We start from the raw sequence: 26,562 nt of genomic DNA on the forward strand, positions 1-26,562 counted from the left end.
CAGCCGCGATTGAATAGGCTTGACGGGCCGTCTTCATCTTCTTGTGATCTTCCATCACTGCTTGTAAAAGTGCCTTATGCTCCTGCGTCAGGCTAACCAGTGCTTGCTTGAATGGCTTTCCGTCGAATTTTCCGTTTTTGACCTGTTGCTCGAATAGGGGATCTTCGCCAATGGTCTCAATGGCGTAGGCCAAATCTTCATGGAGTAGATTGATACGGGAGATGATGTCGCTTGTGTCACTCTCTTCCTTGAAACGGCGATAGAGTTCGAGGCGGCTCAGAAGCGCAAGTTTTGACTCTCCAGCTGCATTGATCGAAGCCCATCTCTCTTGTTCATCTACTGCATCGGCATCAGTTTCAGAGCCACTCTCGGCATTCATATCCTGTCGCATCATCTCTTCACTGGAGATGCGTTCCACATCGACCAGGAAATCAAGAAAACTTGAACTGTTTTGAGTTAGTGCCTGTTCTCTTTGCAGATAGTCATGATGAAGTTTTATGAGCTGGCCCTGGGTAGCGGAGAAGTTTTGCATTCGGGTCTTCAGGTCGTTGATAACACCTGCTTCAACCTGCTTGCTGGCGATCAGATTATCTAATGCTACCTGAGCTTCATCTTTGGCTTGTTCAATTTTTGTGTGATCGCTAGCGTTTCCCAATAATACAGAGTCTACAGCGATCAGCTCCTTTTGAACGGCACGGATGCCTGCTTCAGTGGTTGCCATGGCATCCCATACCGGGCCGGTGATATTGGCAAGGGATATCGAAAGGGAATTGATGATCCAGTAGCTGGTGCCACCGGTAACCAGTAAAACCAGGACCAAAGTAACGAATCCGGCTGCGATTTTGGTGCCGACGTTGATTCGCCCCATAACAAGCCCCGCTTTGTAATTATAAGATATCCATTGTTAACAGCTGTTAACTGTTGAGCTTTTCGGCCTGCGTAACCTTTCCTTTAGATTGTTCTCTATTGAGATAGCCGTGTGGGAGTGAATTTAAAATTGTTTCGTGCAAAAAATATATTGCTTTCCATGGGCTTAAGTCTGGTCGTTGTAATTTGCCATTTGTCGGTAGAGTGTGCTGCGATGGATGCCAAGCTGACGTGCTGTGGCGCTGACATTGTTTCCATTCTCTGAGAGTGCCTTTTCGATGGCCTGACGGGTAAGTTGCTTGAGGTCGGTTTTATCTGTCCGAGTGTTAATGCGGGGCTTTTGTATCTCACCCGGCAATTGGCTCAGGTCAATGGTCTGTTTCGGATCGCAGAGCACAATCAATGTGCGCAGTGTGCTGGTTACTTGGCGAAGATTGCCTGGCCAATCATAATTTACCAGGGCGGCCAATGCTGTTTCACTGAAGGTCAGCTCTTTTTCACTACCCCCAAGCATGCGCATCATCTCTTCAATTATCTGCTTACAGTCCTCCCTTACACGCAAGGGGGGCAGCTGAAGGGTGAAGTCCTGAATTCGGTAGTAGAGGTCTGCACGGAACTCGCCTTTATCCACAAGCATAGGTAGGTCGCGGTTGGTGGCGCAGAGAAGGGCAAAGTCGACTGTAATCGGTTGTCCTCCACCCAGAGGTGTGACCTGGCGTTCCTGTAACACCCTCAGTAGACGGGCTTGAAGGTTGAGGGGCATGTCGCCTATTTCGTCGAGAAAAAGAATGCCGCCATCAGCTTCCCTTACACGGCCAGGCATACCGCTACGTTGGGCGCCGGTAAATGCACCACTGGTGTAACCGAACAGCTCTGATTCGATCAGGGTTTCCGGTAGGGCGGCGCAATTGACTGCTACGAATGCCCCGCTTTGACGTTGGCTGCTGGCATGCAGGCGACGGGCAAAAACCTCTTTGCCAACCCCTGTCTCACCTTGGATCAGTACCGGGATTCCGGCATCCAGAACTCGCCGTGCCTTATGCAGAAGATCTGATGTGGTTGCATCGAAGTAGTGCTGATCCTTCGATGCCGCTTTGGGGCTGTTGGTGGCTACCTGTAGTGTTTGACGATGGTTTATTTTGCTGTGGAAGATCTGCCCTCTTGGGGATTTCATCCCTTGGCTGGAGATGCTCTCCTTGTAACTAGGAAGCTGCAACCATTGTCCAGCGTTGCTGCCGATCAGTCTCTGCCAGTCGGCATCGAGTAACTGCAGGGCAATTCGATTTGCGCCGACAACCTTGTTGTCATCCAGAATCAGTATGCCTTCTCGATGTGTGCCCAGCAGGTCTTGTCGATGGTGAAACCGAAGCAGGCTACCCGGAGCTGCATTGCTGCTGCTTAATCTGTGCTCGATGATCTGGATGGCAAGTCGCACCATACCGAGGGCTTGACGGTGCATGTGTTCAGAATCACCTGAGACATCAAGTACACCCAGCAGCTCCCCTTGTGGCGATATGATTGGCGCAGCGGCACAACTCAAAATGGTATTGGCATCGAGAAAGTGCTGACCGCCCTGAACCAGCACAGGATTTTTTTCGATCAGTGCGGTACCAATGGCGTTGGTTCCTCGATCGGGTTCAGTCCAGTGTACCCCTGGCTGGAGGTAAACTTGCTGGGCTTTACGCAAAAAATTGAGCCCACCAGCGGCATCCAGGATCAGCCCCTCATCATTCGCCAGCAGTACCAGGCTATCGCTATCGGAGACCAGTTCAGCCAGGGCGTCCATTTCGGGTTGGGCAACATCCCGTAATCGCGCCATTTTTTCCCGACGTTCATTGAGCTGGTTACTGTCGATTCGCAATGGGGGGGAAGTTTGGCTGTTATCCAGTCGTTGTGCGCATCGTTGCCATGAGCGTGCAATAACTTCAGGCACCAAGCCTGCAGGGTTCTGGCCCTTTTCGAAAAAGAGCTGACGTGCGGTAGTGGTGTCGGCTCCAAGGGCTTTGTGCTTTGTCATTGTTTCTCCGCATCTGCGCTGTGTGGCGCGACAGCAAGGGTGTCGCATTTTGCGACAGATCACTTGGCTTGGGTTGTCAATTAAGTGAGCTATGAGTGTAGACGTTCTGGTGAAATTCGCCCAGTAGACTTATAACTAATTGATTTATCTACATTAAATACCAATAAGCAGGCTCCTCCTCCATTTGCCTGGCATGAAAACTGCCATTCCGTATGCCAGCAGTCTATCGATATAAAATGATAAACGGAGGATTGTATGACTAACCCTGCTACAGCAGTGGAGAGATCTGATGGCTATGAAAATCATCGGTTCACTGAGCACAACAGCACTCCTAGTGAGAGCCTTGCCAGACGCAGGGATGCGACCGCTGTTCAATGGCGTCGATTCCGAAATCGCCAGCCACTGGCTGAACCGCATGGCTTGCAAGAGGATATCCTCGCTTCCTGGGAGCGTAGCGTAGGTGATGTAGAGACATTTCAATTGCACGCCCCTGGAGATGACCGGGCCTGTGCAGAGCGCTATTGGCAGGAATCCTTTATAGGTCGAGCTGCGGAGTCTTCTTTAAGCGCTATCGTGGAGATGGCTGAGGAGGGTGATCTGGTTGCATCAATTGCCGATCCGAATGGGCGATTGATCTGGCTACATGCTGGTGAGCGAATCCGGCAGCGGGCAGATCGAATCAACTTCAATGTAGGCAGTCACTGGCATGAACAGGCCATGGGGACCAATGCAATCGGGCTCTGTTTGGCGTTGTGTCGTCCCACTACAGTGTTTTCTTCTGAGCACTTTCAGCCTTTTGCGCACGACTGGGTCTCCTATGCGGCGCCAATCAGCTACCCGAACGGAGGGGAGTGTGCTGGCGTTCTGTCGATCTCAACTCTGTGGCAACAACACACCCCCTTGGGAGAGGCGGCAGTTGCAGAGCTGGCACGATCTATTGCTGGGGAACTGTCTGACAACCAACCCAAAGCTGAACTTGAGATCTATGCGTTAGGGCAACCCAAAGTTCTGTTTCGTGGCAGAGAGCTTCGACTGCCGCTGAGGCAGATAGAGATTCTTTGTCTGTTGGCGCTGAATGCCAGAGGATTGAGTCTGGAAACATTTCATGCCGCGCTCTATGGCGATACGGCGGTTTCATTGTCGACCTTGAAAGCCGAACTGTCGCATCTGCGTCGTCTGCTGGATGGCAAAATTGGTTCACGTCCCTACCGTTTACAAATATCAGTATGGGGTGACTTTATTGAGATCTGGCAAGCATTACGAAGGAAGAGTAGTGGTGAGGCATTCTCTCTCTATCGTGGCGCCTTGTTGCCAGATTCTGCATCACCAGAGTTGGAGGAGTGGCGGCACTGTATTGATGCGGTGATGAGTCAGGCGCTTGGTAATTGTCAGGATCCCACGATGCTGATGGACAAGCTTTGTCGCAGTACATCAGGTAGTGAGCTTGTGCGAGAACGTCTCTATGAGATTATGTCAGCAAATCAGGTTTGAGCGTTAAGCTGCTGCTGATTAGCAGCTATTTCTGCGGTGAAGGAGAGGCCATGCCCGAATGGCACTTACTTAAGGGGATTTGTTACGTAGAACGAGAATTTTCTGAGGTAACCAAGCTGTTTTGGTGGGGCAGGGCCCCACCCTACGCCCTGAATTGAACGGTAGGGTGGGGCCCTGCCCCACCAAAACGGCTTAAGTAAGTGCCATTCGGGCCATGCCCCACCTTTACTGCAGAAATATTGAGCAACTAAGGTTTAAAAGAAACCCAATGGGTTCACATCATAGCTGACCAGCATGTTCTTGGTCTGTTGATAATGGTCGAGCATCATCTTGTGGGTCTCCCGGCCTACACCGGATTTCTTGTAGCCACCAAAGGCGGCATGGGCTGGGTAGTGGTGGTAGCAGTTGGTCCAGACGCGACCTGCCTCGATACCACGGCCCATTCGGTAGGCTTGATTCATATCCCGGGTCCATACCCCAGCACCGAGTCCGAATTCGGTGTCGTTGGCGATGGCCAGTGCTTCAGCCTCATCTTTAAATGTGGTGACGGAGACCACCGGGCCAAAGATCTCCTCCTGGAAGACGCGCATCTCATTACTGCCTTTGAGCAGGGTAGGCTGAATGTAGTAGCCAGAGCTATGTGCTTCATCCATAGACTCAGTGTCACCACCAATGAGGACTTGGGCACCCTCATCCCGACCGATGCGAATGTAGTCGAGGATCTTATTGTACTGCTCCTCGGAGGCTTGGGCGCCTACCATGACATCGGTATCCAGTGGATTGCCTCGGGTGATCTGATTGGTTCGCTCAATCACCATTTCAATGAACTTCTCATAGATCGACTCTTGCACCAATAGGCGTGAAGGGCAGGTACAGACCTCTCCCTGGTTGAAGAAAGCCAGTACTGCGCCTTCCACACACTTACTGACAAAGTCATCTTCCTGGTCAAGCACGTCCTCAAAGTAGATGTTGGGCGATTTACCGCCCAGTTCAACGGTTGAGGGGATGATGTTATCTGCGGCGTATTTCATGATCATGGAGCCGACAGGTGTAGAGCCGGTAAAGGCGATCTTGGCGATACGTGTACTGGTTGCCAAAGCCTTACCTGCTTCCTGACCGAAGCCGTTGACCACATTCAGTACACCTGGCGGTAGAATATCCTGGATCAGGTCGACTAGTACCATGATAGATGCGGGTGTCTGCTCCGCAGGCTTCAACACTACACAGTTACCTGCAGCCAGGGCTGGCGCCAGTTTCCAGGCTGCCATCAGAATTGGGAAGTTCCATGGGATGATCTGGCCGACGACACCCAGTGGTTCATGAAAATGGTAGGCAATGGTCTGTTCGTCGATTTCACCAATACTCCCTTCCTGGGCACGTACACAGCCAGCAAAGTAGCGGAAATGGTCCACGCAGAGGGGGATATCGGCATTTAGGGTTTCCCGTACTGCTTTGCCGTTGTCCCAGGTCTCAGCGATGGCCAATGCTTCCAGGTTGGCTTCCAGACGGTCAGCAATTTTCAACAGCATATTTGACCGGGCAGCAGGGGATGTCTTGCCCCAGGCTTCGCGGGCAGCATGTGCAGCATCCAGTGCAAGTTCGATATCCTCTTCTGTGGAGCGGGCGATTTTACAGAAGGGTCTGCCATTGACTGGGGATATGTTGTCGAAGTACTCCCCTTTTACAGGGGCGACCCACTGGCCGCCGATAAAGTTTTCGTAAGTCTCTTTGAAGTTGATTACCGCGCCTTCGGTGTTGGGGTTGGCATATACCACGGTTGTTCTCCTCACAATTGGTGATGGGTTATGTCTCTTATATTCAGGGGTGGGACCCCCAGCTGTTAGCACAGAGTAGAGTGACTAGGTTGGGAAAAGGTTGGTTTGGTGGGGCATCTACTGCTGCAGCTGGAGATTACCTGCGCTTTAAATTCGAGAGGCGATCCCAGGATCATTTGCGGGAAAAAATAGAGAGCGATATTTTCAGCTAAGCTGAGATTAATCTGGCATCAAATGGGGGGGCTATGAATCTGGATAAACTTCGTGATCAGGCTGCAGCCTCTATCCGTCTCTGGGCCCCTGAATTGGGGGATGCTTCGATATTGGTGGATGAGTGTCTGGCCAGCGCAGCTGACTCTTTCAGTAATGATTTCATTCTCAGCCTCAGCCCACAGGCTTGGGGAAAGATAACCATCATCTACCATAAACATTTTCTGGATACAGAGAGTGATGTGCCCGTGGGAGAGATGGTGGCTGAGGTGGTGAGAGACGCTATTGATACCAAGCGAATCGACTTTCTCACTCAAAGCCTGGCACAGCAGTGGCAATACCGAGAGGATAAGTCAGCCGGTGTAAGAAGTGTACTTTCGCTGGTCAAGAATAAGAAATAAGATCTTGAGCCTGGAGGCCAGCAAACGCTGCTCGATCTTCGTTAACGAATTGTCGTGAAGAGCGCTCTATTTGTAGTAAAGCTGACAGATTAAGGGCTGGATCTCTGATTTACCCAGTAAAAGTACGGTGGTATCTCTCTTGCATCCCCCCTAACTCATTTGCAGAGTGACGAGAAATCAAATATGAAAACCTACCTTGACTGGTCCGAATATACGGATGCCGGTATGGGGGATGCCTATGCTGATATACCCAAATATGGTGGTGATTTTGCCAAGGCGGTAGCCGTTTGTATCAACAGCCGCCAATGCGAGAGTAGTGGCAGAGGTGTGATGTGTCCCAGTTTTCGACTGGATGAGGATTCGGCGCTTTCAACAGGAGCACGTGTGCGCTTACTCAAAGCGGCACTGAATGGTGACCTGGGTAGTGAAGCATTTCTGCAATCAGAATTGGTTGAGGCGATGGATCTCTGTATCAGCTGCAAGGGGTGCAAGCGGGAGTGTGAAAATAATGTGGATATGTCCCGCATCAAAATCGAATACCTGGCACAGCTCAATGCATCAAAAGGGCTCTCACTGAGAGCGCGTCTTTTTTCAGATCTCCCGAAACTGCTTGCCAACTATCCCTCGCTTGCCAGGTTGACCAGCTATCGCAACCGACATCAGTGGTTTGCGAAGCTGATGCAACGTCTTCTGGGGATCAGTGCAAAAGTAACCTTACCTGAACCAGTTGCTTATTCTTTACATCAGATCACCCAGAAAGCGGATAGTGACAAAACGGTGGTTCTGTTTGCGGACACCTTCTGCAAGCACTACTCCCCAGAGATTGTTGTCGCAGCAGTGGAAGTTTTGAATGCTGCTGGTAATCAGGTGAGGTTGATTGGTGGGAGTGGCGGGGAGGCTGGTTCATCCGCTCTCTGTTGTGGTCGAACCTACCTATCACAGGGGCGGGTGGATGAGGCGCGCAAACAGGCTCAACAGTTACTGGATGTGCTGCTGCCCTATGCTGAGGAAGGTGTGCCCATCATAGGGCTTGAGCCCTCGTGTCTGCTTACGCTACGGGACGAGTACAGTGCGTTGGGGCTGGGCAATGCAGCGAAAGTAGTTGCCAGTCAGTCGCTACTATTCGAGGAGTATCTGGCAAAAGAGTTGACCTCGGGAAAGGCTCAGTTGCCTTGGCGAAGTGAGTCTTCTGATGATGAGAGTATTCTGGTACATGGCCATTGTCATCAAAAGGCGGTTGGTGCAATGAAGTCGATGCGTAAGGTGTTGAAGCAGGTGCCAGGACTTAGGTTTGAAATGATGGAAGTGGCCTGCTGCGGTATGGCAGGTAGTTTTGGCATTGAAGCGGAACATGCCGAGATGGCCAAAGGGATGGCTGAACAGGCGCTACTGCCTGCCTTACAGCAGCAACCGGATGCGGTGGTGGTATCGAATGGATTCTCCTGTCGTCATCAGATTGATGAGGTGTCAGATAGAAAGGCTATTCATCTGTCACAGTTACTTAGATCCCGGCTGTCGATTTAATGTTTAATATCTACTGAAGAGGTGTGTTTGAACTCTTTTTGTTACCATACGTTACCTGTTTTTTTAATTTAAATGGAGTGATTGGGTGATTAAGGTCTTAAAGTATCTGTTGGGCGGTTTACTCATGATTGCCAGTGTCTCAACCGCTTTGGCAAAAGTAATCGACTCTATTGATAGCTATGGTATTTATGTTGTTACATCGAACGGCTATGTCAAAGTGGAGTCGTATTCTCATGATTACGACTTCGTAGACTTTAACTACGCCAATGAGATCCCTTTTGCTGCTCGCGGCGATGATGCTCTGAAACTTGTTGTCTATGCTAAGAAGTTCGATCCAAACTCTGTTGAGTTGGAGCTTCGCCATCTTGATGTGGTGGTCAAACGTGAGAAGATCGGTTTCAGTGTTAAGCCACTCGATAAAACTGATATGTACGAGTTGCATGCTGATGCACCAATTAGCGATGGTGCTATGCTGCATGTACGGTCTTGGTTGCACTTCGATAGAATGGGTGTTGTCATGCTTGGCGACACCGAAGCAGAGTTGGTCAAGTTCTTTAGCCAGAAAGAGATGGAGAATGCAACTGCTGTCACTCAGTATCTGGATGACGCACGAGTCGCGTTTCCAGATAATGACGAACTCAAGGTGCTGTCAAAATATTGGAAATCCGCAGCCAAAGCTGAGAAGGATATTCAAGCTTATACCTATGTTGATGAAAAGTGGCAACAGTACGAAAATGCAGAAAAGCTTTCACTCAAGGCGCGTTACCTTAATGCTGTGATGGGTGAAATTAACGGCTATCTCAATCAATACCCCGATGGCGTTAAAGCAGAAGAGGCGGAGCAAAGACGGCTCATTGCAGAAGAGAAGCTTGAAGAGTATGAAAAATTACTTTAGCAAAAAAGCGATATGAGCTGACATATTAGTATTACTGAATGGTGTTTTTAAAGATTCAGTATGAGATATGCCGGATGTCACCCGCTTTGGTTTTTTTAAGTCCATATTGATATGAATAGATGAACTGTGCTGTTTATCACGTAATATGGATCCATGGTCTTTGTTTCTGACGGCGCTGCATGCCAGACTCATTGTTGAAAATTTGGAAATACTTAGTTAGAAAGTATTTCATGATATATGGAACTCAAGGAGAGAAATATCATGATGGTTCGTGGTGAAAAGAAAGATAATAAAACCTGTTTAATTGGTCGACGACTGTTATCTGGGTTGCTGTTGGGGGCAAGCCTGATTGCTCCACTTGGTGTGAATGCAGCAGCATGGATACCAGAAGAGCTGTTTGTTGTTGATCTGGTAAACCTGCAACGTGGGTTTCATAATCTCGATCCGGTTCAAATGGATCAACGCCTACACGATTCTGCCTTGGCAACTTCCCAGTCGATGGCGGATTACAACTATTTCAGTCATACCACTTTGGAAGGGCCTAATGCTGGACAAAATCCGGCGCAGCGTATCAGTGATGGAGGATATGACTATAACCGCTGGGGTGAGAATATCGCTGCGGGACAGGGTCGTGCGCCAACCCAGTTCAACACCCCCTCGCCGGCTATCGATGCTGCACATGATGTGATGTACGGCACTGAAAGTTTTGAAGAGATAAATGCCTTTTTCACAACCAATTCCAATGTTACTGCAGCGGGCTGGGATGATTTGGGTAGTGGCCTGGATGGAGATGACTGGGATGACTGGTATGTCGCCCAGGACGGTTCTGCAGGCTGGATGGGGAGTAGTGGCCATCGTAATGCCATTCTAAACGGTATGTATGATGACCTGGGCGTAGGTTATGTTTGGGATTCGACAGATAGCCTTGTGAGTGCGAGTAACCCGATCTTTCTGGACGGGGAAGGGGAGTTTACTTTCCCGTTATATACCTATTGGACTCAGCATTTCGCGAGCGGAGACTCAGTCGAGGCACCGGCCCCTGTGCCCCTGCCTGGTGCTTTTTGGCTACTGGGTTCAGGTCTGTTTGGCCTGATCGCCATGAGTCGTAAGAGAAGAGCTTCTGCTTGAGGTTTTTCTCTATGCAGCAGGGATTGCTCTGCTGCAGGTGCCTTGATGGGAGCATGCAGTTACAATGAGGAGAGGGTGAGCCAGAGTGCCCCTGCACATAGAAGAGGTTGGGCATGGGATGGTAAGCAGACGAGAGAGCTAACCGCCTGGTGAATAACTTGTTCGGGACTATAAAAAAACCGGCCAAAGGCCGGTTTTTTTATTTCCAGACTTTCAAAATCAGCTATAGGGCTTTGATTTGAACATTCAGGCGGCTCTTATGGCGAGCAGCCTTGTTCTTATGGATAAGTCCCTTGCTGACGGCGCCGTCAATGACCGGCACAGCGAGCTTATAAGCTGCTGTCGCGCCTTCTTTTGATCCGGCTGCAATCTCTTTGGCAACCTTCTTGATATGGGTACGCATTTCGCTACGCTGAGCCTGGTTACGGCTGTGACTTTTGTCGGCTTGGCGAGCGCGCTTTCTTGCTTGGGCTGAATTGGCCAAGGTTCTCTCCTAGAAGAAACTAGCTTTTCAAAGGGGGCGCATTCTCTCCAAAAAAATTGTCCCTGTCAACATCTTTGATCTAAGTTGTTTCTACTGGTATGGTCGCCCGGCAGGTCTTCGACAGGCGGGCCTTTAACCAAGACAGATTGAAAGGAATAGATTCTGGCCTCTTTTTTTCGCTCATTCGCTGCTGTTGGCAGCTATACCATGCTGTCGCGCATTCTTGGTTTTGTGCGGGATCTCGTGCTTGCGCGGATGTTTGGCGCAAATGCGGCGACTGATGCGTTCTTTGTCGCCTTTAAAATCCCCAATTTCTTACGCCGTCTGTTTGCTGAGGGCGCCTTCTCTGTCGCCTTCGTGCCGGTGCTCAGCGAATACCGCACCCAACGCTCTCAGAAGGAGCTGAAGACCTTTATCGACGATATGGCAGGCACGCTTGGGCTTGTGGTGCTGCTGGTCTCTCTGATCGGGGTGGTTGCTGCTCCGATCCTGGTAATGATCTTTGCTCCTGGCTTCTGGAATGAAAACGAGGGTAAGTATGAGCTGACTGTGGAGATGCTCTATCTCACTTTTCCCTATCTGTTTTTCATTACATTGACCGCCTTTGCGGGCAGTATCATGAATGCTCACAACCGATTTTCGGTGCCCGCTTTTACCCCTGTATTACTTAACCTGTCGCTGATTGGTTGTGCAGTCTGGTTATCGCCAATGATGGATGAACCGGTTGTCGGCCTTGCCTGGGGGGTGCTGATTGCTGGCATCGCTCAGTTCCTCTTTCAAATACCGTTTCTGAGGCAGATCAGGTTACTGCCGAGGCCGAGAATAGCGTTCAAGGATGCCGGCGTGGTAAGGGTAATGCGCTTGATGATCCCTGCACTGTTTGGTGTTTCTGTCAGCCAGCTCAATCTCCTTCTGGATACGCTGATCGCTTCGTTTTTAATCAGTGGCAGTATCTCCTGGCTCTACTATTCAGATCGCTTGATGGAGTTTCCTGTTGGCGTGCTGGGTGTGGCGTTGGGTACGGTTATTCTGCCGAACCTTTCTCGCAAACACGCTGAGTCATCGCCCACTGAGTTTTCTCACACCTTGGATTGGGCATTGCGTTTGAATCTTGCTCTGGGTATTCCGGCAGCGGTAGGAATGTTTATGTTGGCTGGGCCAATGTTGGCGACGCTTTTCTATTCCGATGCCTTCGGTAGTCATGATGTGGATATGGCTACCCTGAGTTTGATGGCCTACACGCCGGGTCTGATGGCCATCATGCTGATCAAGATTCTTGCGCCAGGTTTTTATGCCCGTCAGGATACCAAGACGCCAGTTAGAATCGGTATCATTGCCATGGCCGCCAATATGGCTCTGAACTTATTGCTGGTCTTTCCCCTGGCCCACGCTGGGCTGGCATTGGCAACAACGCTCTCATCCTGGCTCAATGCCTACCTTCTATATCATGCTCTGATAAAGCAGGGAATCTATCGACCCCAGCCGGGCTGGCCCGTGCTGCTGTTACGTATCGCGCTATCTGCTCTGGCAATGGGGTTGCTGCTCTGGTGGGGTGCTGGGGCGATCGATGGATGGCTGGAGGCTACGGCCTGGGGTCGGGCGGGCCGTCTTACCGGATTGATAACGGTTGCTATGCTGCTCTACTTTCTTCTGTTTTTCCTGCTGGGTGGCCGCCCGAGCCATTTTCGATCTGTAAAAAGCTGAATCCATCTCACTCTGCGACTCGTATTTTAAGGGTACAAGCAGTTATTAGAGGTGCCCTTAAGTATGTGAGTGGTGATCTGCTGTTTAATCACGACCGCTATGCCGGAGAATAATAACTCGACCGTTATCCGGTAAATTGCATTAGCTGCGTGTTGTCTGCCTCGACAGGTCTGTTTTCCTGTCTTGAGCAGACCTTTTTCCCTCTAAACCCCTCAATCTGTGTAATAGGGATGCCCAAAGATGCAGCAGGGCCTATAATCCTAAAAAAATCAGTTGACCGCTCCATTCTAATAGCAGGTTTCTGATTTTGATAGAGAATAGCTTCGAAGGTCATGGTCACCTGTTGGGTGAATCACGCTACAGAGTGAATTGCACGCTTGTGGCGGCACATGGCGGCGTTGCAACTCCTTGGAATAGCGGGCTATTCCGCGTCGTTGCGCCTTGCCCTGCACCGCCACAAGCGCACACTTCACGCCGTCCAACTGATCTTTTTAGGATAATCGACTGCTTGATTCTGAGCGGTTTCTGTTAAGGTGCCTGGTTAATATATGCAACTGGTTCGCGGTCTACACAATCTGAAAGCAGTCCATCATGGCTGTGTCGCCACCATCGGTAATTTCGATGGGGTACATCTTGGGCATCAGTCGGTATTCAATCATCTGATAGAGAAGGGTAAAGCACTGGGTCAACCGACGACTGTGGTTACCTTCGAACCTCAGCCTCGCGAGTTTTTCCAGGGTGACAAAGCGCCTGCCCGGCTGACTCGTTTGAGAGAGAAGCTGCAAGCAATTGAAGATGCGGGGATAACGCGTGTTGTTGTATTGGAATTCAACAAGCGTCTGGCTTCCATGTCGGCAGAGGATTTTGTTGAGCAGTTGTTGGTAGAGGGATTGGGTGTTCGATTTCTCTCAGTGGGTGATGATTTTCGTTTTGGGCATGGCCGGGAAGGGGATTTTGAACTGCTGAAAGCTGCTGGAGAACAGCATGGCTTCGAAGTGGAAAACATGAATACTTTCCGGCTGGATGCAGATCGTGTCAGCAGCACACTTATTCGGGAGCTTTTGACTCAGGGGGATCTGCAGGGTGCAGCTCAGTGTCTGGGGCGTCCCTACCGCATCTGCGGCCGGGTGGGGCATGGGGCCAAGCGGGGAAGAACCATAGGCTTTCCAACCATGAATGTGGATCTGCACCGACAGGTCAGCCCTCTGGATGGGGTTTTTGCAGTGAAGGTGGATGGACTGGAATCTCAACCCCTGCCGGGGGTGGCGAACATCGGTGTGCGTCCGATGGTGGAGGGGGATCCCCGCTATCTGCTTGAGGTCTATCTTTTTGATTTTGATCGCTCAGTTTATGGTGAGCATGTCTCGGTGGAGTTTGTACACAAGCTGCGTGACCAGCAGCGTTTTGACTCTTTTGAGCTGCTGCGTCAACAGATTTGGCGGGATGTTGATCAGGCCCGGGCTCTTTTGGTGTCTGTGGATTGATGTGGCCTCAATATCAATCATGCGCAGCAACGAACAGAACCCTTTCCAAACTGTGATACCTTATGTTTAATTATTATCTATTGAAACTTTGCGCCAGAGGCGTTTTTAAGTTTCAATATCCCATTTTTTGCATCCCCAACAGGTAGCACTCAGTGAGCGACTACAAGCAGACTCTCAATCTTCCGAAAACAGATTTTCCTATGCGGGGGAATCTTGCTCAGCGTGAGCCGGAGACATTAAAAAAGTGGCAGGAGCTGAAGCTCTACCAAAAGATCCGTCAGGTCTCTGCCGGGCGAAAAACCTTCCTCCTGCATGACGGCCCCCCCTATGCCAATGGGGATATCCATATTGGTCACGCTGTTAATAAGATTCTCAAAGACATCATCGTCAAGAGTCGGACCTTGGATGGGTATGATGCGCCCTATGTGCCTGGTTGGGACTGTCATGGTCTGCCGATTGAGCTGCAGGTCGAGAAAAAGATCGGCAAGCCGGGTAAGAAAACCACCACTGGTCAGTTCCGCAAGGCGTGTCGTGAATACGCAACAAAGCAGGTGAATGGCCAGCGTCAGGATTTTATCCGTCTTGGTGTGTTGGGTGACTGGGATCATCCCTACCTCACCATGGATCACCAGTTTGAGGCAGATATTATTCGCTCACTTGGAAAGATTGTGGACAATGACCACATCCAGAAGGGCTATAAACCGGTTCACTGGTGCACCGATTGTGGTTCGGCTCTGGCAGAAGCTGAGGTTGAGTATCAGGACAAAGACTCCTTTGCCATTGATGTCGCCTTCCGGGTGGTGGACGAGGCTGCTCTGCTGGAGCGCTGTCACCATGTGCCTGAAGGTGGCGGTGAGGGGCCGGTCTCGTTTGTGATCTGGACAACCACACCCTGGACCCTACCCGCCAATCAGGCGGTGGCACTCAACCCCTCTTTTGAATATGCGATGGTTGAGTTTGAGGATGATCAAGGTAAGCGACGATTGATGATTGCCGATGATATGCTCAAAGACGTCATGGATCGCTACGGTGTGGAGCGCTACCACGTCGTGGCCTACGCCAAAGGGGAGGCTTTTGAAGGTCTTCTGCTGCAACACCCGTTCTATGATCGTCAGGTGCCGGTTATTCTTGGCGAGCATGTCACCCTTGAGGCAGGTACAGGTGCGGTACATACAGCACCTGGACATGGCCTGGATGACTATCTGGTCGGCATGCGTTACAAGCTGGCGGTGGACAATCCAGTAGGCGGCAACGGCTGTTTCGTTGAAGGAACCGATCTGTTTGCAGGCCTTCATGTGCTATCTGCCAACGAGCAGGTTATCGAAGTGCTGCAGGAGAGGGGGGCCTTGATGCATGAAGAGCGGCTGCGCCATAGTTACCCGCACTGCTGGCGGCATAAGACGCCGATTATCTTTCGCGCCACACCCCAATGGTTCATCAGCATGGATCATAATGGTTTAAGGGCATCGGCTCTGAAAGAGATCGAAAAAGTTAACTGGATGCCCGACTGGGGTGAGGCACGCATCAAGGGGATGGTTGAGAATCGTCCTGATTGGTGTATCTCTCGTCAGCGTACCTGGGGGGTGCCGATCACCCTGTTTATTCATAAACAGAATGGACAGCTACACCCAGATACATCAAGTCTGATCGAACAGGTGGCCAAACTGGTTGAAGCTCAAGGTTTCGAGGCTTGGTTCAATCTGGATCAGGAGCAGTTCCTGGGAGATGATGCTGCCGACTATGAGCAGGTGACTGACACTCTGGATGTCTGGTTTGACTCTGGGGTTTCACACCATTGTGTTCTGGATGCCCGTGAGCAACTGACTTTTCCCGCCGACCTCTACCTGGAAGGTTCGGATCAACATCGGGGCTGGTTTCAGTCTTCACTGATGACCTCTGTGGCAATGAATGGCTGCGCACCCTATAAATCTGTGTTGACCCATGGGTTTACCGTGGATGCCCAGGGGCGCAAGATGTCAAAATCCCTGGGAAATGTGGTAGCTCCTCAGAAGGTTATTAAGAATCTGGGTGCAGACATAATCCGTCTCTGGGTGGCTGCAACCGACTATCGCAATGAGATGACCGTCTCTGACGAAATCCTCAAACGTACTGCTGATGCTTATCGCCGGATTCGTAACACCGCCCGTTTTCTGCTCTCCAACCTGAATGGTTTCGACCCAAAGCAGAACCTGGTTGAACCGGCGCAGATGATTGAGCTGGATCGCTGGGCTGTGGACCGTACCCTGCAATTGCAGCAGGAGATCGTTGCGGCCTTTGCGGATTACCAATTCCACGTTATCTACCAGAAGATTCATAATTTCTGTGTCAATGAGATGGGTGGTTTCTATCTCGACATTATCAAGGATCGCCAGTATACGACTCAGGCTGACAGTCTGCCCCGGCGCTCCTGCCAGACTGCCATGTACCATATCATCGAGGCAATGGTGCGCTGGTTGGCGCCTATTCTGAGTTTTACCGGTGAAGAGATCTGGCGCTCGATTCCCGGTGAGCGCAGTGAGAGTGTCTTTCTTGAAGAGTGGTATCAAGGCCTTACTCCCCTGGGAAAAGATGACCGCTTCAATGCTGACTATTGGCAGCAGATCATAAATGTGCGCGAATCAGTGAGTAAGGGAATGGAGTCTTTCCGTGCAGCGGGCAACTCATCCCTGGATGCTGATGTGTCGATCTACTGTGATGGTAATTTGAAGTCGGTACTTGAGCAGTTGCAGGATGAGCTGCGTTTCGTGCTGATTACTTCAGAAGCAAACATTCTGCCTCTGGATGAAAAACCGGAAGAGGTTGTGCTGGATGATGAACTGGGTATTGGTATTCATGTCGCACCGTCACCACATGAAAAGTGTGTCCGCTGCTGGCATCACCGAGAAGAGGTGGGAGCCAATGCCGAGCATCCCGAGCTCTGTGGGCGCTGTGTGGAGAATGTCTCCGGTGATGGTGAGCCAAGGCGCTTTACCTAAAGGGATTTAGTGATGATCAATTGGTTGTGGCTCTCAGTTCTGGTGATAGTGCTGGATCAGGCGACGAAGCAGATTGCTGAGAGAATGCTGACTCTCTATGAGTCGGTCTATGTGATGCCTGTGTTCGATTTGACCCTGCTCTACAACAAAGGGGCAGCATTCAGTTTCCTCAGTGAGCAGGGCGGATGGCAACGGTGGTTTTTCACAATTCTGGCGATCATTGTGACTACTGTTTTGACGCTATGGCTATGGCGGCTGAAACAGCAGGAGAAGTGGGTTGCTGTCTCTCTCTCGTTAATTATCGGGGGGGCTGTGGGCAATGTTATTGATCGCATTCTGTTTGGACATGTGATCGATTTTCTTCACTTCCACTACCAGGAGTACTACTGGCCGGCATTCAATATTGCCGATTCTGCAATCACTCTCGGGGTGGCAGTCATGATGTACGATGCCCTAGTGCTGGCAAAAAAGCGCGCCTGATCGACTTGGCCATCTCTGTAGTTGATATACTTGGTTACATCGCCAGTCTGTATCTCTCTGAACCGCTGAGTAAGGATTGACCTGGTATGAAGTTTGGAATTGATCGCCTGATAGAGGAAGTCACGCTACGGCGTCCCCTGATAGGCAAACGCGTTGCCTTGTTGGCTCACCCTGCCTCAACCACGACTGACCTGACCCATAGTCTGGACGCCCTGGCTGAGCTGCCAGAGATCAAACTTACTGCTGCCTTTGGCCCTCAGCACGGATTGCGTGGTGACAAGCAGGATAATATGGTGGAGTCAAAGGATGAATATGACTCTCGTCTTGGTATCCCTATCTTCAGCTTATATGGGGAGGTGCGTCGCCCAACCGATGAGATGATGGCGTGCTTTGATCTGCTGCTTATAGACCTGCAGGATCTTGGGTGCCGCATCTATACCTTTATCACAACCCTGCGCTATATGCTCGAAGCCGCGGCCAGGCATGGCAAGTCGGTATGGATTCTTGACCGTCCCAATCCGCTAGGCAGGCCTGTGGAAGGTCTAATGTTGCGTGAGGGTTGGGAGAGTTTCGTTGGCGCCGGTCCCATGCCTATGCGACACGGACTAACCCTTGGTGAGATGGCTTTGTGGTTCGTTGATCATTTCAACATCGATGTGGATTGCAAGGTGGTGAGCATGACCGGTTGGCAAGCTGAATCACCACCGGGTTACGGTTGGCCATTGGGTGAGCGTGCCTGGATCAATCCCAGTCCAAATGCCCCCAACCTGTCGATGGCCAGATGCTACCCTGGAACCGTGATGCTTGAAGGAACAACCCTCTCGGAGGGGCGTGGCACCACCAGGCCGTTGGAACTCTTCGGTGCGCCTGATATCGATGCTTCGGCCTTAATTCGCACCATGCATGAGATAGCGCCGCAATGGCTTAATGGCTGTCTGTTAAGAGCATGCTGGTTTGAGCCCACCTTCCACAAGCATGTTGGTCAGCTCTCTCAGGGTGTGCAGATTCATGTGGAAACAGCTAACCACTACCAACATAGTGAGTTTAAACCCTGGCGTCTGCAAGCGCTGGCTTTCAAAGCGCTACGGCAGCTTCAGCAAGACTATCCGCTTTGGCGTGATTTTCCTTATGAGTATGAGTTCGATCGCCTCGCTATTGATCTTATCAATGGTTCCAGTCTGCTTCGGGAATGGGTTGATGAATCTGAAGCGAAGCCGGGTGATCTTGAGCATATTGCAACTCGGGATGAATTGGCTTGGCGTGAGGCAATAGCGGCAATAAAACTCTATTGAGCTTCAGCTTGGTAAGCTAATATTTTGACTTTTTAAAAGAGAATCTTGAGTGCCAGTCAAAACAGAATATTCTGCTTGATATAACAACACTTTTATTGCTTGGATATGCCTTAATACTTGGTAGAGGTAGCGGAAACCGATCATGAATAACAACACCTTTTCAATTTCTTTGATAGTCGCCACACAATTAATGCTTGTCGCCTGTGGCGATGATAGTGAACTACTGCGTCGAAGCTCGTCACAACAACAGGATGCCAAGCCATCGCAAGCCATTTCGCTGCCACTGAAAAACCCGAGTTTCGAACAATCCGAGCAACAACTTCAAGGCTGGGGGTTTTCACAACATGCGGGAGTACAGGCGTACGCAGTATCCATCGATACCACCAGCAGTACCGATGGTAAAAACAGCTACCGTATCGAACGAAAGCAAGTTCAAGCCTGGGGTATGATCAAGCAGCAGTTGCCGCTCGATAGTGCCACGGGTAAATCCATCAAACTGACCGCTATGGTTAAGAGCGAAAACCTGGGTCCGGATGGATTTGACCTCAATCTGGTGTTTCGAAAAGCCAATCGAAAATTCATTCGCAAGATCAGTACAGAAGCCATCACGGGCAGCAACAACTGGCAGCGAGTTGAAGCCACAGGCGTTGTCCCGGCTCATACGGCTTATTTGCAGGTTACCGCAGTATTGAATGACGCAGGTACTGCCTGGGTGGATGATATTCGGGTTACCCTTTCCGAAAAGGAGTAAAGTGGCTTAACACTCCTACTTGCAGGATATTGAAACCCGCATCTCATCTGCAGGAGCGACCTAGCTTAATACGCCCTACAGTGATGGTACAACCCATCTCACATTTGAACCATTGGATTTCATTACCAAGCTGACAGCGCTGTTTCCCAAGCCAAGAGTGAACCTGAACGGTTTCAGGGGATATTTGCGCCCAATAGTAACTACCGTGTTGAAGTGACGCCACGTCAAGCGTGGCAAGGGCTACCCCCAATACATAGGGCGAAGAAAAAACATCAGAATACCACCACCAGATCAGCTGCCTGCTACGCGGGCCTCACCTGCTTCGGACTGGTTTATACAGCAGCGGGGTTTCACACTGACTATTACTACGCATAGTTGAATGGATTGAGACTGAAAGGACGGATGATTCAAGTGTATCCTGCCTTGATATGTAGGGAGCGGTTACCTTTGGTGCTGATTTTATAGTGGTATTATTTCTTAGATCTGTTTTTCCAATTCGCCCATGGATCTACACTCTTTTGCGAGCGTTGCCCCGCTGATTTTTCTCGTGCAACTGACTTGTTTGTATGCTTTTCGCGCAACCGTTCAGCATCCTCTAAGCTCAGTTCCCTGGGATCTCCCGGGGTTTGATCTTCTGGAATAATCCGATCTCTTGGTGGCAATGAAAATTGTTCAGTCGATGCTCTAGGTAAACTTTTAAACTGATATAGATAGAAATTTTCAACTTTTTCACGCGCCCATTCTGTTTTCTTTAAAAACTTAATACTGGAATCAATACTTGGATTTTTTCTAAAACAATTGATATTTAAATAGGCAAAGAGTATTTGAAAACCATACTGATCTACAATTTCAGTCAACAACTTCTTCAAGCCTACACCGTGAAGGGGATTGTTTTTGTAGTTGATCTCATTACTCATATGATTGCCCGTTCCAAGGAGGTAAGTAGTAGTATTATAGCCATAACAGTAGAGTTAAGATGTAGCTACACAGATCCCTATCATGATACCTGTATTGTCGCGTACATACTAACTTAGTTATCAATAAACAATTCGCTACTACTATCTTTTACTTAACGATATACACATCGCGTTGATTTTATCTCTATCAAAGGGGGGTATCGTATAGTCATAGTGATTTAGATATATCGACTTTAAATCTAAAAACCTTATCGATGACAAGCGCCGCAAGCAAAATAATTGACCAAGCTATCAGCGTAAAAATCAACTTGTGGAAAAACAAATGGTCGCCAATAAGCATTTTATATTAGATTATTATTAAACTGTTTTTGGGTAGTCTCAGTCATAACGTTCTATGTTTTAGGACAAGAAACATTAGTGATGGCTATTAGAAAATTCTCGGCTTCCATTTTGTTCTGTTGAGATGAAATTGTAATAACGGTTGTCTAAATCAGTTTTAGTTAAAAAAATTCAGATGGGCGAGTCAAATCTAAATAATCTTTTCGAAGGGTGACTGCTGAGAAGGGCGTCCTGCCATCCGGTATCGTATGAACAAAACTTGAAAGGATCCTGAATATTATTAAATTATTTGGGGCGTCCTCCATATTTATAATATCACCTATAATCTGGTGGCCAAATTTACTACGCCACTACAATATCTTTCCCATATAGTATGTTGGATGCGGTGAGGCACGAACCGCATCAATAGCAGAATGCAGCGATTCTCAAGCAACAATGATGCGGTTCGTACCTCACCGCATCCTACATAGTATCCATGCTGCACGTTACGAGTTGAGATTGACGCCCCGCCATCCGGCATCGTATGTACCAAACTTGAAGGAGTCCTGAAATATTATTTTAATTTTGTTAGGGCGTCCTACATGTTTATGATATCACCGATAATCAGGTGGCAAAATTAACCATGCTACTACATACCGTCAAGTAAATCGCTTTAGTGATTTTCGGGGGTCTTAATACTCCTAATTGCAGGACATTGAAGCCCGTATGTCATCTGCAGGGTCGACTATCCTCCAATCCTCCAAGGGCTTTATGCAGTAAGTAAAGCCACTTTCAGTGACCACTTTTGTTGTGCCATCGGCTTGGGTTGTGATGCCTGGGGGTTCTCTTTTTGGATTTAAAGCTCGATCTAAAATTGCAGATACTGAGTCCTTCTTTTGCGTAGTGGTTTGAATACTTACATCGCTGGAGAGTTTGTCGATCATCTCTGATGATGAAGAGATAATTTGAGCTGAGGTTACTCTGGGCTTTGATGTGTCAGGCGAACTGCTGTGATGTTTGTTTTGCTTTGAATGCTCTAATGGTGCTGGTCGCTTTTTTCTCTGCGACTTTGGCGTAATAGTTTCAGTTGTTTCAGTATTCGGCAAAGCAGTTCGTTCGTGATTGTTAAATGGCTCTATCTTCTGATGTATTATTGCAACCTCTATTTGAGAGCGCTTTGTTGGAATATACTCACCGTGATTAAACTCCAGTCTATTGGCTATGAGCCAAAGCAATAGCAGATGAAAAGCTACTGAAATAAGCAGTGCGGGAGGTAAAACCCTAGTCATTTTCGTTCCATGAAAAATGTGCTAGTTAAGATTGCCGAATATCTCTCAGCGCATGGTTACCAACTCTTCCGCGGCACTTGGATGAATGGCTATGGTGTCATCAAAATCTTTTTTCGTGGCACCCATCCGCATCGCTACAGCAAAACCCTGCAGCATCTCATCAGCCCCCATACCAATCACATGACAGCCCACTACTTTCTCTTTGGCGCCAACAGTAACCAGCTTCATAGCCATTTTGCTTTGGTGTTTGGTAAAGGCGTGATACATCGGTGTGAATCGTGATTGGTAGATCTTTACCGCGTCACCGTGAATCTCCCTCGCCTCGCTTTCAGTCAGTCCGACAGTAGCAATTGGAGGGTGGCTGAAGACCACTGTTGGAATTAAATCATAATCAAGCTTTCGCTCCTTCATTCCACCGAAGAGTCGGTCAGCAAGGCGACGCCCCGCAGCGATAGCAACAGGTGTCAGTTGGGCTCTGCCGGTGACATCACCAATAGCGTATAGGCCAGATATATTGGTATTTTGCCACTCATCGGTTGGGATATATCCATGCTCATCAGTGACTACCCCTGCGTTATCCAGATCTAATCCATTTGAAGCCGGAGCTCGTCCAATGGCCCAAAGCAGTTGCTCGAATCGGCCAATGAGCTGTCCTGTGTCGGCACAGATCAGGTCAAGACCTCCATCCTCTTGTTTGATTACTTCACCAATTTGGGATGAGGTAACGATATTGATGCCTGCATCGATCATCTCTTCCATCAAGCACTCACGTAGCATGGCATCGAATGGCCGCAGCAGATGCTCACGTCTCAGCAGCAGGGTTACATCACTGCCCAGAGCGTTGAGTAAGCCAGCGATTTCAACGGCTATATAGCCGCTGCCGACTACCGCAACCCTCTTTGGCATCTCCTCCAAGGCAAAAAAACCATCCGACGTGATGCCATGTTCAGCGCCAGGCACTGAAGGGATTTGGGGGTAGGTACCAGGGGCGATAACAATATGATCGGCATGAAGCCGTTTGCCGTTGACATCGAGGGTGTGGCTATCTACGAATCGGGCGTAGCCGTCGATTTCATCAATATCTGAATCTTTCAAATAGGTGTGGTACCAGCCATTGATGCCTGCAACGTACTCATCCCGTTTCTGTTTAAGCGTATTCCATGAGAATGAGTTGATATCGATATCGAAACCGTAATCTGCTGCATCATGCAGGGTATGGGCAACACTGGCGCCATACCACATCACCTTCTTCGGTACACAGCCGAGGTTGACACAAGTGCCGCCGATTCGTTTGGCCTCGATGACTGCGCATTTTGCGCCATACTTCGCTGCCCGCTCCGCCACAGAGAGTCCGCCGCTACCTGCGCCAATAGCGATTAAGTCATAGTGTTTGGTCATCGGTTTCCTCTTCTGTTATGAGCACGGACCCAGTTATTCGGAGTTAGTGAAATGCAGTTGTATAGGTTGAGTCGGGTCATGAGTGAGACACATTGTCTTTGATGAAGTGCCCGGTTATTGCGAGTAGGTTTAGGTTGAATAACTAACCAGGACGAGTTGCTGCAACAATAATAGCACTGTTCTCAGTGCATTCTGTCGGCTGACTCTATTGAATCACTGGCATTTCACTAAATTAATTCCTCCCCTTTAAGATCCGATTAAGACTCGCTCTTTACTCTAGGCGCCAAGTTAAATTACTGGAGTAGTGAAATGGCCAACGTAAGGAAGCGTAATGAGATTACCATGGGACCTCATCCCAGGCTTGTTGAAACATTAGAGCCGGGTATGGCGAAACGCAGCAGTGCGGAACTGTTCGTCAAAGAGTGTTTCAAGCAGCACTATGGTGCTGATATTCATCACTTTATGCCGTTGCTGATGAGTCTCAGTGATCAGCAGGATAAGATGATGGCAGTGCTTGGTTTCTGTCATGCAGATAGAGATCCATTGTTTTTGGAAAACTATTTAAATCAACCGGTTGAGCAGGTTTTAGCTTCCAAAATAAGGATGCCTGTGGACAGGGCTAGACTGGTCGAGGTTGGCAATCTCGCTGTCGCTACAGCAGGGGGAGGGCGGTGGCTGATTACAGCGCTGACCGCTTACCTTTCAAATTCAGGTGCTGAGTGGGCCCTGTTCACGATCGGTCCGGCTTTGATTAATGCCTTTAATCGCCTGGGGCTGGAACTCATAGAGTTGGGTGAGGCTGAACCTGAATGTCTACCTGATGACGAGCAGCTCCGTTGGGGCCGCTACTACGAGCAGAGGCCAAGAGTCATGGCGGGCAATATCGCCCATGGCCACAAGGTGCTGCGGTCTCTCTGCGAGCAGGAGCAGCCGATGCTGGAGTTGTGGCAGAATGCTGAGCAGGCTGGGAGCCAAGTGGCATGAAATTGTTTGATCGCATCTCACAATATGCGCTTGAACAGCCTGATGCACCCGCAATCGTAGCTGGTGAGGATCAGATAACCTATGCAGAGCTACAACAGAGTTTAAGTCGTTTGAAAGCTGAGCTGCGGGCCTTGCAGGTCTCAACGCTCGCTCTGGCCCTGGACAATGGGCCTGCATGGGCACTGCTCGACCTGGCTGCCATCTCTTGTGGTATCACCCTGGTGCCGCTCCCCCCTTTCTTCTCTCATACGCAGCTTGAGCATGCCTTGAAAGCGGCTGGGGTGGAGATGGTGATTACTGATAATGGTCAGGGATTGCAGCAAAGTCTGCCTCAGCTCTCCCTCTCTGAAGTGCAGAATTTGCAACTATGTGGCCACACCCTGACGTGCCTGGCGACTGCTCTTCCACCACAGAACCTGCCGTCCACTATTTCAAAGATCACCTTCACATCAGGCACAACTGCAGAACCCAAGGGGGTGATGCTCGAGTGGATGCATATGGAGCAGGTGGTTGAATCCCTGGCTGAAGCGGTTGATGTGTCTACCAGTGACCGACACGTGGCTCTGACGCCAATGGCTGTTTTGCTTGAGAATATCGCAGGTCTCTATATTCCACTATGGTCAGGTGCCAGTGTAGCGCTACCCTCACTCAGGGATACCGGTCTGCTGGGTGCAGCTGGACTCGATGCGCAGAAGATGTTGAATACAATGACGCGTTACGACGCCACCACTGCCATATTCAGTCCACAAATGTTGCAGGGCATGGTTACAGCGCTCAATGCCGGTGCCCCCTATCCTGAGCAGCTTCGTTTCGTTGCTTTAGGTGGAGCCGCTGTATCCAAGCGGTTGCTACAGCAAGCGCTTGAATTACAGTTGCCGGTCTATGAGGGATATGGATTATCTGAATTTTCATCTGTCGTATGCCTGAATCGCCTTGGGGATCAGCGTCTGGGCTCTGTCGGTAAGCCACTCAAACATGTGGCGCTGAAGATTGCTGATGATGGAGAGGTTCTGATCAGTGGAAACTGTTTTACCGGCTATCTGGGTGATTCCAAACAGGAATCAAGTAAGCGCTGGTGGCATAGCGGGGATATTGGTTTTCTCGATGATGACGGCTTCCTGCATCTGCAAGGTCGTCGTCGGCATGTTTTTATAACGGCCTATGGCCGCAATGTCTCCCCTGAGTGGGTTGAGCGGGAGTTGGTGATGGAACCGGCGATTGCACAAGCTGCAATATTTGGTGAAGCAAGACCCTGGAATTGCGCCGTCATCCTCCCATCAGCCAGTGCAGGAGATATCGATGTCGAGGCAGCAATCGAACAGGTCAATGCGCTGTTGCCTGACTATGCCCGCATTACACAATGGCTGATTGCAGATAGTCCATTTGGCATAGAGAACGGTCAACTGTCCGGTACCGGCCGACTCCGTAGAGAATCCATTTATCAATATTATCAGGAGCGCATTGATGCACTCTATCTAGAGGAACTTGTCTCATGAGTGATTTTTTTAACCAGTTGTTAGCCGAGACCGAAGAGGAGCGGGCGGCGCTATTTGAAATACCATTTGTCCAACATGGGGCAAAAGGTGAGCTTTCACTAAAGAGCTATATCGCTTTTCTGACTGAGGCCTACCATCATGTGAAGCACACCACGCCTCTGTTGATGGCCTGTGGTTCCAAAGTGCCTCATCAGATGGAGTGGCTGCGTGATGCTATGGCGCACTACATAGAAGAGGAGCTGGGTCATCAGGAGTGGATTTTAAATGATATTGAAGTCTGTGGTGGTGATCCAGAAGCCGTCCGTCATGGGACACCGGGGATGTCTGCCGAACTGATGTGTGCCTATGCATACGATATTGTTCAGCGACGCAATCCAATCGGTTTCCTTGGTATGGTGCTGGTGTTGGAAGGAACCAGTATTGAACTTGCAACCAAAGCGGCCAAGGCAACCCAGGCTAATCTCAATCTGCCGGACAAAGCATTCACCTACCTGACCAGCCACGGTTCACTGGATATCTCCCATATGCAGTTTTATCAAAACCTGGTTAATCGTCTAGAAAGTGAGGATGACCGTCGTTTCGTGATACACACAGCGAAACGTTTCTACAAGTTATACGGCGATATTTTCCGCAATCTTCCGCTGGTATTAAACAACGCTGTCGAAGCGGCTTAGAGGTGGCA

At 49.7% G+C, this 26,562-nt stretch carries 21 protein-coding genes and 1 pseudogene; 15 read left to right on the forward strand and 7 right to left on the reverse strand.

Going from position 1 to position 26,562, the window contains the following annotated elements; all coding sequences use genetic code 11:
- Positions 1–868 (reverse strand): hypothetical protein (locus AC4IE7_RS04530; protein WP_490775622.1); only part of this gene is annotated, 868 nt, incomplete at its 3' end.
- Positions 869–1,033: 165 nt separating this feature from the next.
- Positions 1,034–2,884 carry a sigma-54-dependent Fis family transcriptional regulator gene (locus AC4IE7_RS04535; RefSeq protein WP_490775623.1) on the reverse strand — a complete coding sequence of 617 codons (1,851 nt, stop codon included), beginning with the start codon at positions 2,882–2,884 and terminating at the stop codon, positions 1,034–1,036.
- A 255-nt stretch (positions 2,885–3,139) separates the two neighbouring features.
- Between AC4IE7_RS04535 and AC4IE7_RS04540 the strand changes: the two genes are divergently transcribed.
- Positions 3,140–4,375, forward strand: a complete 1,236-nt coding sequence (locus AC4IE7_RS04540) for a helix-turn-helix domain-containing protein (RefSeq protein WP_490775624.1) — start codon at positions 3,140–3,142, stop codon at positions 4,373–4,375.
- A gap of 254 nt (positions 4,376–4,629) precedes the next feature.
- Here AC4IE7_RS04540 and exaC read toward each other — a convergent pair whose 3' ends face one another.
- A complete protein-coding gene (gene exaC, locus AC4IE7_RS04545; protein WP_490775625.1) occupies positions 4,630–6,150 on the reverse strand; it encodes an acetaldehyde dehydrogenase ExaC in 1,521 nt (506 codons plus the stop codon).
- A 245-nt stretch (positions 6,151–6,395) separates the two neighbouring features.
- On the opposite strand from exaC, the gene AC4IE7_RS04550 reads away from it, so the two are divergent.
- From AC4IE7_RS04550 to AC4IE7_RS04565, 4 genes are all read left to right on the forward strand, one after another.
- Positions 6,396–6,761 carry a hypothetical protein gene (locus AC4IE7_RS04550; protein ID WP_490775626.1) on the forward strand — a complete coding sequence of 122 codons (366 nt, stop codon included), beginning with the start codon at positions 6,396–6,398 and terminating at the stop codon, positions 6,759–6,761.
- Between the two features lie 183 nt (positions 6,762–6,944).
- On the forward strand, positions 6,945–8,285 hold the full coding sequence (locus AC4IE7_RS04555; RefSeq protein WP_490775627.1) for a (Fe-S)-binding protein: 1,341 nt from the start codon (positions 6,945–6,947) through the stop codon (positions 8,283–8,285).
- Positions 8,286–8,370: 85 nt separating this feature from the next.
- Positions 8,371–9,180: a hypothetical protein gene (locus tag AC4IE7_RS04560; protein WP_490775628.1), complete on the forward strand. Its 810-nt coding sequence runs from the start codon at positions 8,371–8,373 to the stop codon at positions 9,178–9,180.
- A gap of 261 nt (positions 9,181–9,441) precedes the next feature.
- Positions 9,442–10,308 (forward strand): CAP domain-containing protein, encoded by an 867-nt coding sequence (locus tag AC4IE7_RS04565; RefSeq protein WP_490775629.1) that lies wholly within the window; start codon positions 9,442–9,444, stop codon positions 10,306–10,308.
- Between the two features lie 223 nt (positions 10,309–10,531).
- On the opposite strand, the gene rpsT is transcribed toward AC4IE7_RS04565, so the two are convergent.
- Positions 10,532–10,792, reverse strand: a complete 261-nt coding sequence (gene rpsT / locus AC4IE7_RS04570; RefSeq protein WP_490775630.1) for a 30S ribosomal protein S20 — start codon at positions 10,790–10,792, stop codon at positions 10,532–10,534.
- 162 nt (positions 10,793–10,954) lie between these two features.
- Here rpsT and murJ point away from each other — a divergent pair, with 162 nt between their 5' ends.
- The 7 genes and pseudogenes from murJ to AC4IE7_RS04605 form a co-directional block, all read left to right on the forward strand.
- Complete coding sequence (gene murJ, locus AC4IE7_RS04575; RefSeq protein ID WP_490775701.1) at positions 10,955–12,496, forward strand: murein biosynthesis integral membrane protein MurJ; 1,542 nt, start codon at positions 10,955–10,957, stop codon at positions 12,494–12,496.
- A gap of 548 nt (positions 12,497–13,044) precedes the next feature.
- The gene (gene ribF / locus AC4IE7_RS04580) at positions 13,045–13,980 is read left to right on the forward strand and encodes a bifunctional riboflavin kinase/FAD synthetase (protein WP_490775631.1); all 936 of its coding nucleotides are present in this window, start codon (positions 13,045–13,047) and stop codon (positions 13,978–13,980) included.
- Between the two features lie 152 nt (positions 13,981–14,132).
- Positions 14,133–16,955 (forward strand): isoleucine--tRNA ligase, encoded by a 2,823-nt coding sequence (gene ileS, locus AC4IE7_RS04585; protein WP_490775632.1) that lies wholly within the window; start codon positions 14,133–14,135, stop codon positions 16,953–16,955.
- Positions 16,956–16,967: 12 nt separating this feature from the next.
- The gene (lspA, locus tag AC4IE7_RS04590) at positions 16,968–17,435 is read left to right on the forward strand and encodes a signal peptidase II (protein ID WP_490775633.1); all 468 of its coding nucleotides are present in this window, start codon (positions 16,968–16,970) and stop codon (positions 17,433–17,435) included.
- Positions 17,436–17,521: 86 nt separating this feature from the next.
- Positions 17,522–18,727 carry an exo-beta-N-acetylmuramidase NamZ family protein gene (locus AC4IE7_RS04595; protein ID WP_490775634.1) on the forward strand — a complete coding sequence of 402 codons (1,206 nt, stop codon included), beginning with the start codon at positions 17,522–17,524 and terminating at the stop codon, positions 18,725–18,727.
- Between the two features lie 142 nt (positions 18,728–18,869).
- Positions 18,870–19,478, forward strand: a complete 609-nt coding sequence (locus AC4IE7_RS04600; RefSeq protein ID WP_490775635.1) for a hypothetical protein — start codon at positions 18,870–18,872, stop codon at positions 19,476–19,478.
- Positions 19,479–19,542: 64 nt separating this feature from the next.
- Positions 19,543–19,719: pseudogene (locus AC4IE7_RS04605) on the forward strand (transposase); the annotation flags it as partial.
- Between the two features lie 229 nt (positions 19,720–19,948).
- Here AC4IE7_RS04605 and AC4IE7_RS04610 read toward each other — a convergent pair.
- The 3 genes from AC4IE7_RS04610 to gorA all read right to left on the reverse strand — a co-directional run bounded on the left by AC4IE7_RS04610 (position 19,949) and on the right by gorA (position 23,400).
- Positions 19,949–20,395 (reverse strand): VF530 family protein, encoded by a 447-nt coding sequence (locus tag AC4IE7_RS04610; RefSeq protein ID WP_490775636.1) that lies wholly within the window; start codon positions 20,393–20,395, stop codon positions 19,949–19,951.
- 1,019 nt (positions 20,396–21,414) lie between these two features.
- Positions 21,415–22,002 (reverse strand): hypothetical protein, encoded by a 588-nt coding sequence (locus AC4IE7_RS04615; protein WP_490775637.1) that lies wholly within the window; start codon positions 22,000–22,002, stop codon positions 21,415–21,417.
- Between the two features lie 45 nt (positions 22,003–22,047).
- Positions 22,048–23,400, reverse strand: coding sequence for a glutathione-disulfide reductase (gene gorA / locus AC4IE7_RS04620; RefSeq protein WP_490775638.1), 1,353 nt, complete (start codon positions 23,398–23,400; stop codon positions 22,048–22,050).
- A 309-nt stretch (positions 23,401–23,709) separates the two neighbouring features.
- Here gorA and AC4IE7_RS04625 point away from each other — a divergent pair, with 309 nt between their 5' ends.
- Genes AC4IE7_RS04625 through AC4IE7_RS04635 form a run of 3 tightly spaced genes read left to right on the forward strand, consistent with a single transcriptional unit; the run spans position 23,710 to position 26,554 of the window.
- Positions 23,710–24,384 carry a thermostable hemolysin gene (locus AC4IE7_RS04625; protein ID WP_490775639.1) on the forward strand — a complete coding sequence of 225 codons (675 nt, stop codon included), beginning with the start codon at positions 23,710–23,712 and terminating at the stop codon, positions 24,382–24,384.
- Positions 24,381–25,880, forward strand: a complete 1,500-nt coding sequence (locus tag AC4IE7_RS04630; RefSeq protein ID WP_490775640.1) for an AMP-binding protein — start codon at positions 24,381–24,383, stop codon at positions 25,878–25,880. Before AC4IE7_RS04625 ends, AC4IE7_RS04630 begins: the two co-directional genes overlap by 4 nt.
- Positions 25,877–26,554 carry an iron-containing redox enzyme family protein gene (locus tag AC4IE7_RS04635; protein ID WP_490775641.1) on the forward strand — a complete coding sequence of 226 codons (678 nt, stop codon included), beginning with the start codon at positions 25,877–25,879 and terminating at the stop codon, positions 26,552–26,554. The genes AC4IE7_RS04630 and AC4IE7_RS04635 overlap by 4 nt, the downstream gene beginning before the upstream one ends.
- Positions 26,555–26,562 lie beyond the last annotated feature (8 nt).

This window comes from Candidatus Thiodiazotropha sp. AKAK3, assembly GCF_058244645.1.

Bases quoted from the DNA above. Each gene is read 5' to 3' on its own strand.
- AC4IE7_RS04535 (WP_490775623.1), bottom strand. From the start codon at position 2,884: ATGACAAAGCACAAAGCCCTTGGAGCCGACACCACTACCGCACGTCAG.
- AC4IE7_RS04540 (WP_490775624.1), top strand. From the start codon at position 3,140: ATGACTAACCCTGCTACAGCAGTGGAGAGATCTGATGGCTATGAAAAT.
- AC4IE7_RS04550 (WP_490775626.1), top strand. From the start codon at position 6,396: ATGAATCTGGATAAACTTCGTGATCAGGCTGCAGCCTCTATCCGTCTC.
- AC4IE7_RS04555 (WP_490775627.1), top strand. From the start codon at position 6,945: ATGAAAACCTACCTTGACTGGTCCGAATATACGGATGCCGGTATGGGG.
- AC4IE7_RS04565 (WP_490775629.1), top strand. From the start codon at position 9,442: ATGATGGTTCGTGGTGAAAAGAAAGATAATAAAACCTGTTTAATTGGT.
- ribF (WP_490775631.1), top strand. From the start codon at position 13,045: ATGCAACTGGTTCGCGGTCTACACAATCTGAAAGCAGTCCATCATGGC.
- lspA (WP_490775633.1), top strand. From the start codon at position 16,968: ATGATCAATTGGTTGTGGCTCTCAGTTCTGGTGATAGTGCTGGATCAG.
- AC4IE7_RS04595 (WP_490775634.1), top strand. From the start codon at position 17,522: ATGAAGTTTGGAATTGATCGCCTGATAGAGGAAGTCACGCTACGGCGT.
- AC4IE7_RS04600 (WP_490775635.1), top strand. From the start codon at position 18,870: ATGAATAACAACACCTTTTCAATTTCTTTGATAGTCGCCACACAATTA.
- AC4IE7_RS04610 (WP_490775636.1), bottom strand. From the start codon at position 20,395: ATGAGTAATGAGATCAACTACAAAAACAATCCCCTTCACGGTGTAGGC.
- AC4IE7_RS04615 (WP_490775637.1), bottom strand. From the start codon at position 22,002: ATGACTAGGGTTTTACCTCCCGCACTGCTTATTTCAGTAGCTTTTCAT.
- gorA (WP_490775638.1), bottom strand. From the start codon at position 23,400: ATGACCAAACACTATGACTTAATCGCTATTGGCGCAGGTAGCGGCGGA.
- AC4IE7_RS04625 (WP_490775639.1), top strand. From the start codon at position 23,710: ATGGCCAACGTAAGGAAGCGTAATGAGATTACCATGGGACCTCATCCC.
- AC4IE7_RS04630 (WP_490775640.1), top strand. From the start codon at position 24,381: ATGAAATTGTTTGATCGCATCTCACAATATGCGCTTGAACAGCCTGAT.
- AC4IE7_RS04635 (WP_490775641.1), top strand. From the start codon at position 25,877: ATGAGTGATTTTTTTAACCAGTTGTTAGCCGAGACCGAAGAGGAGCGG.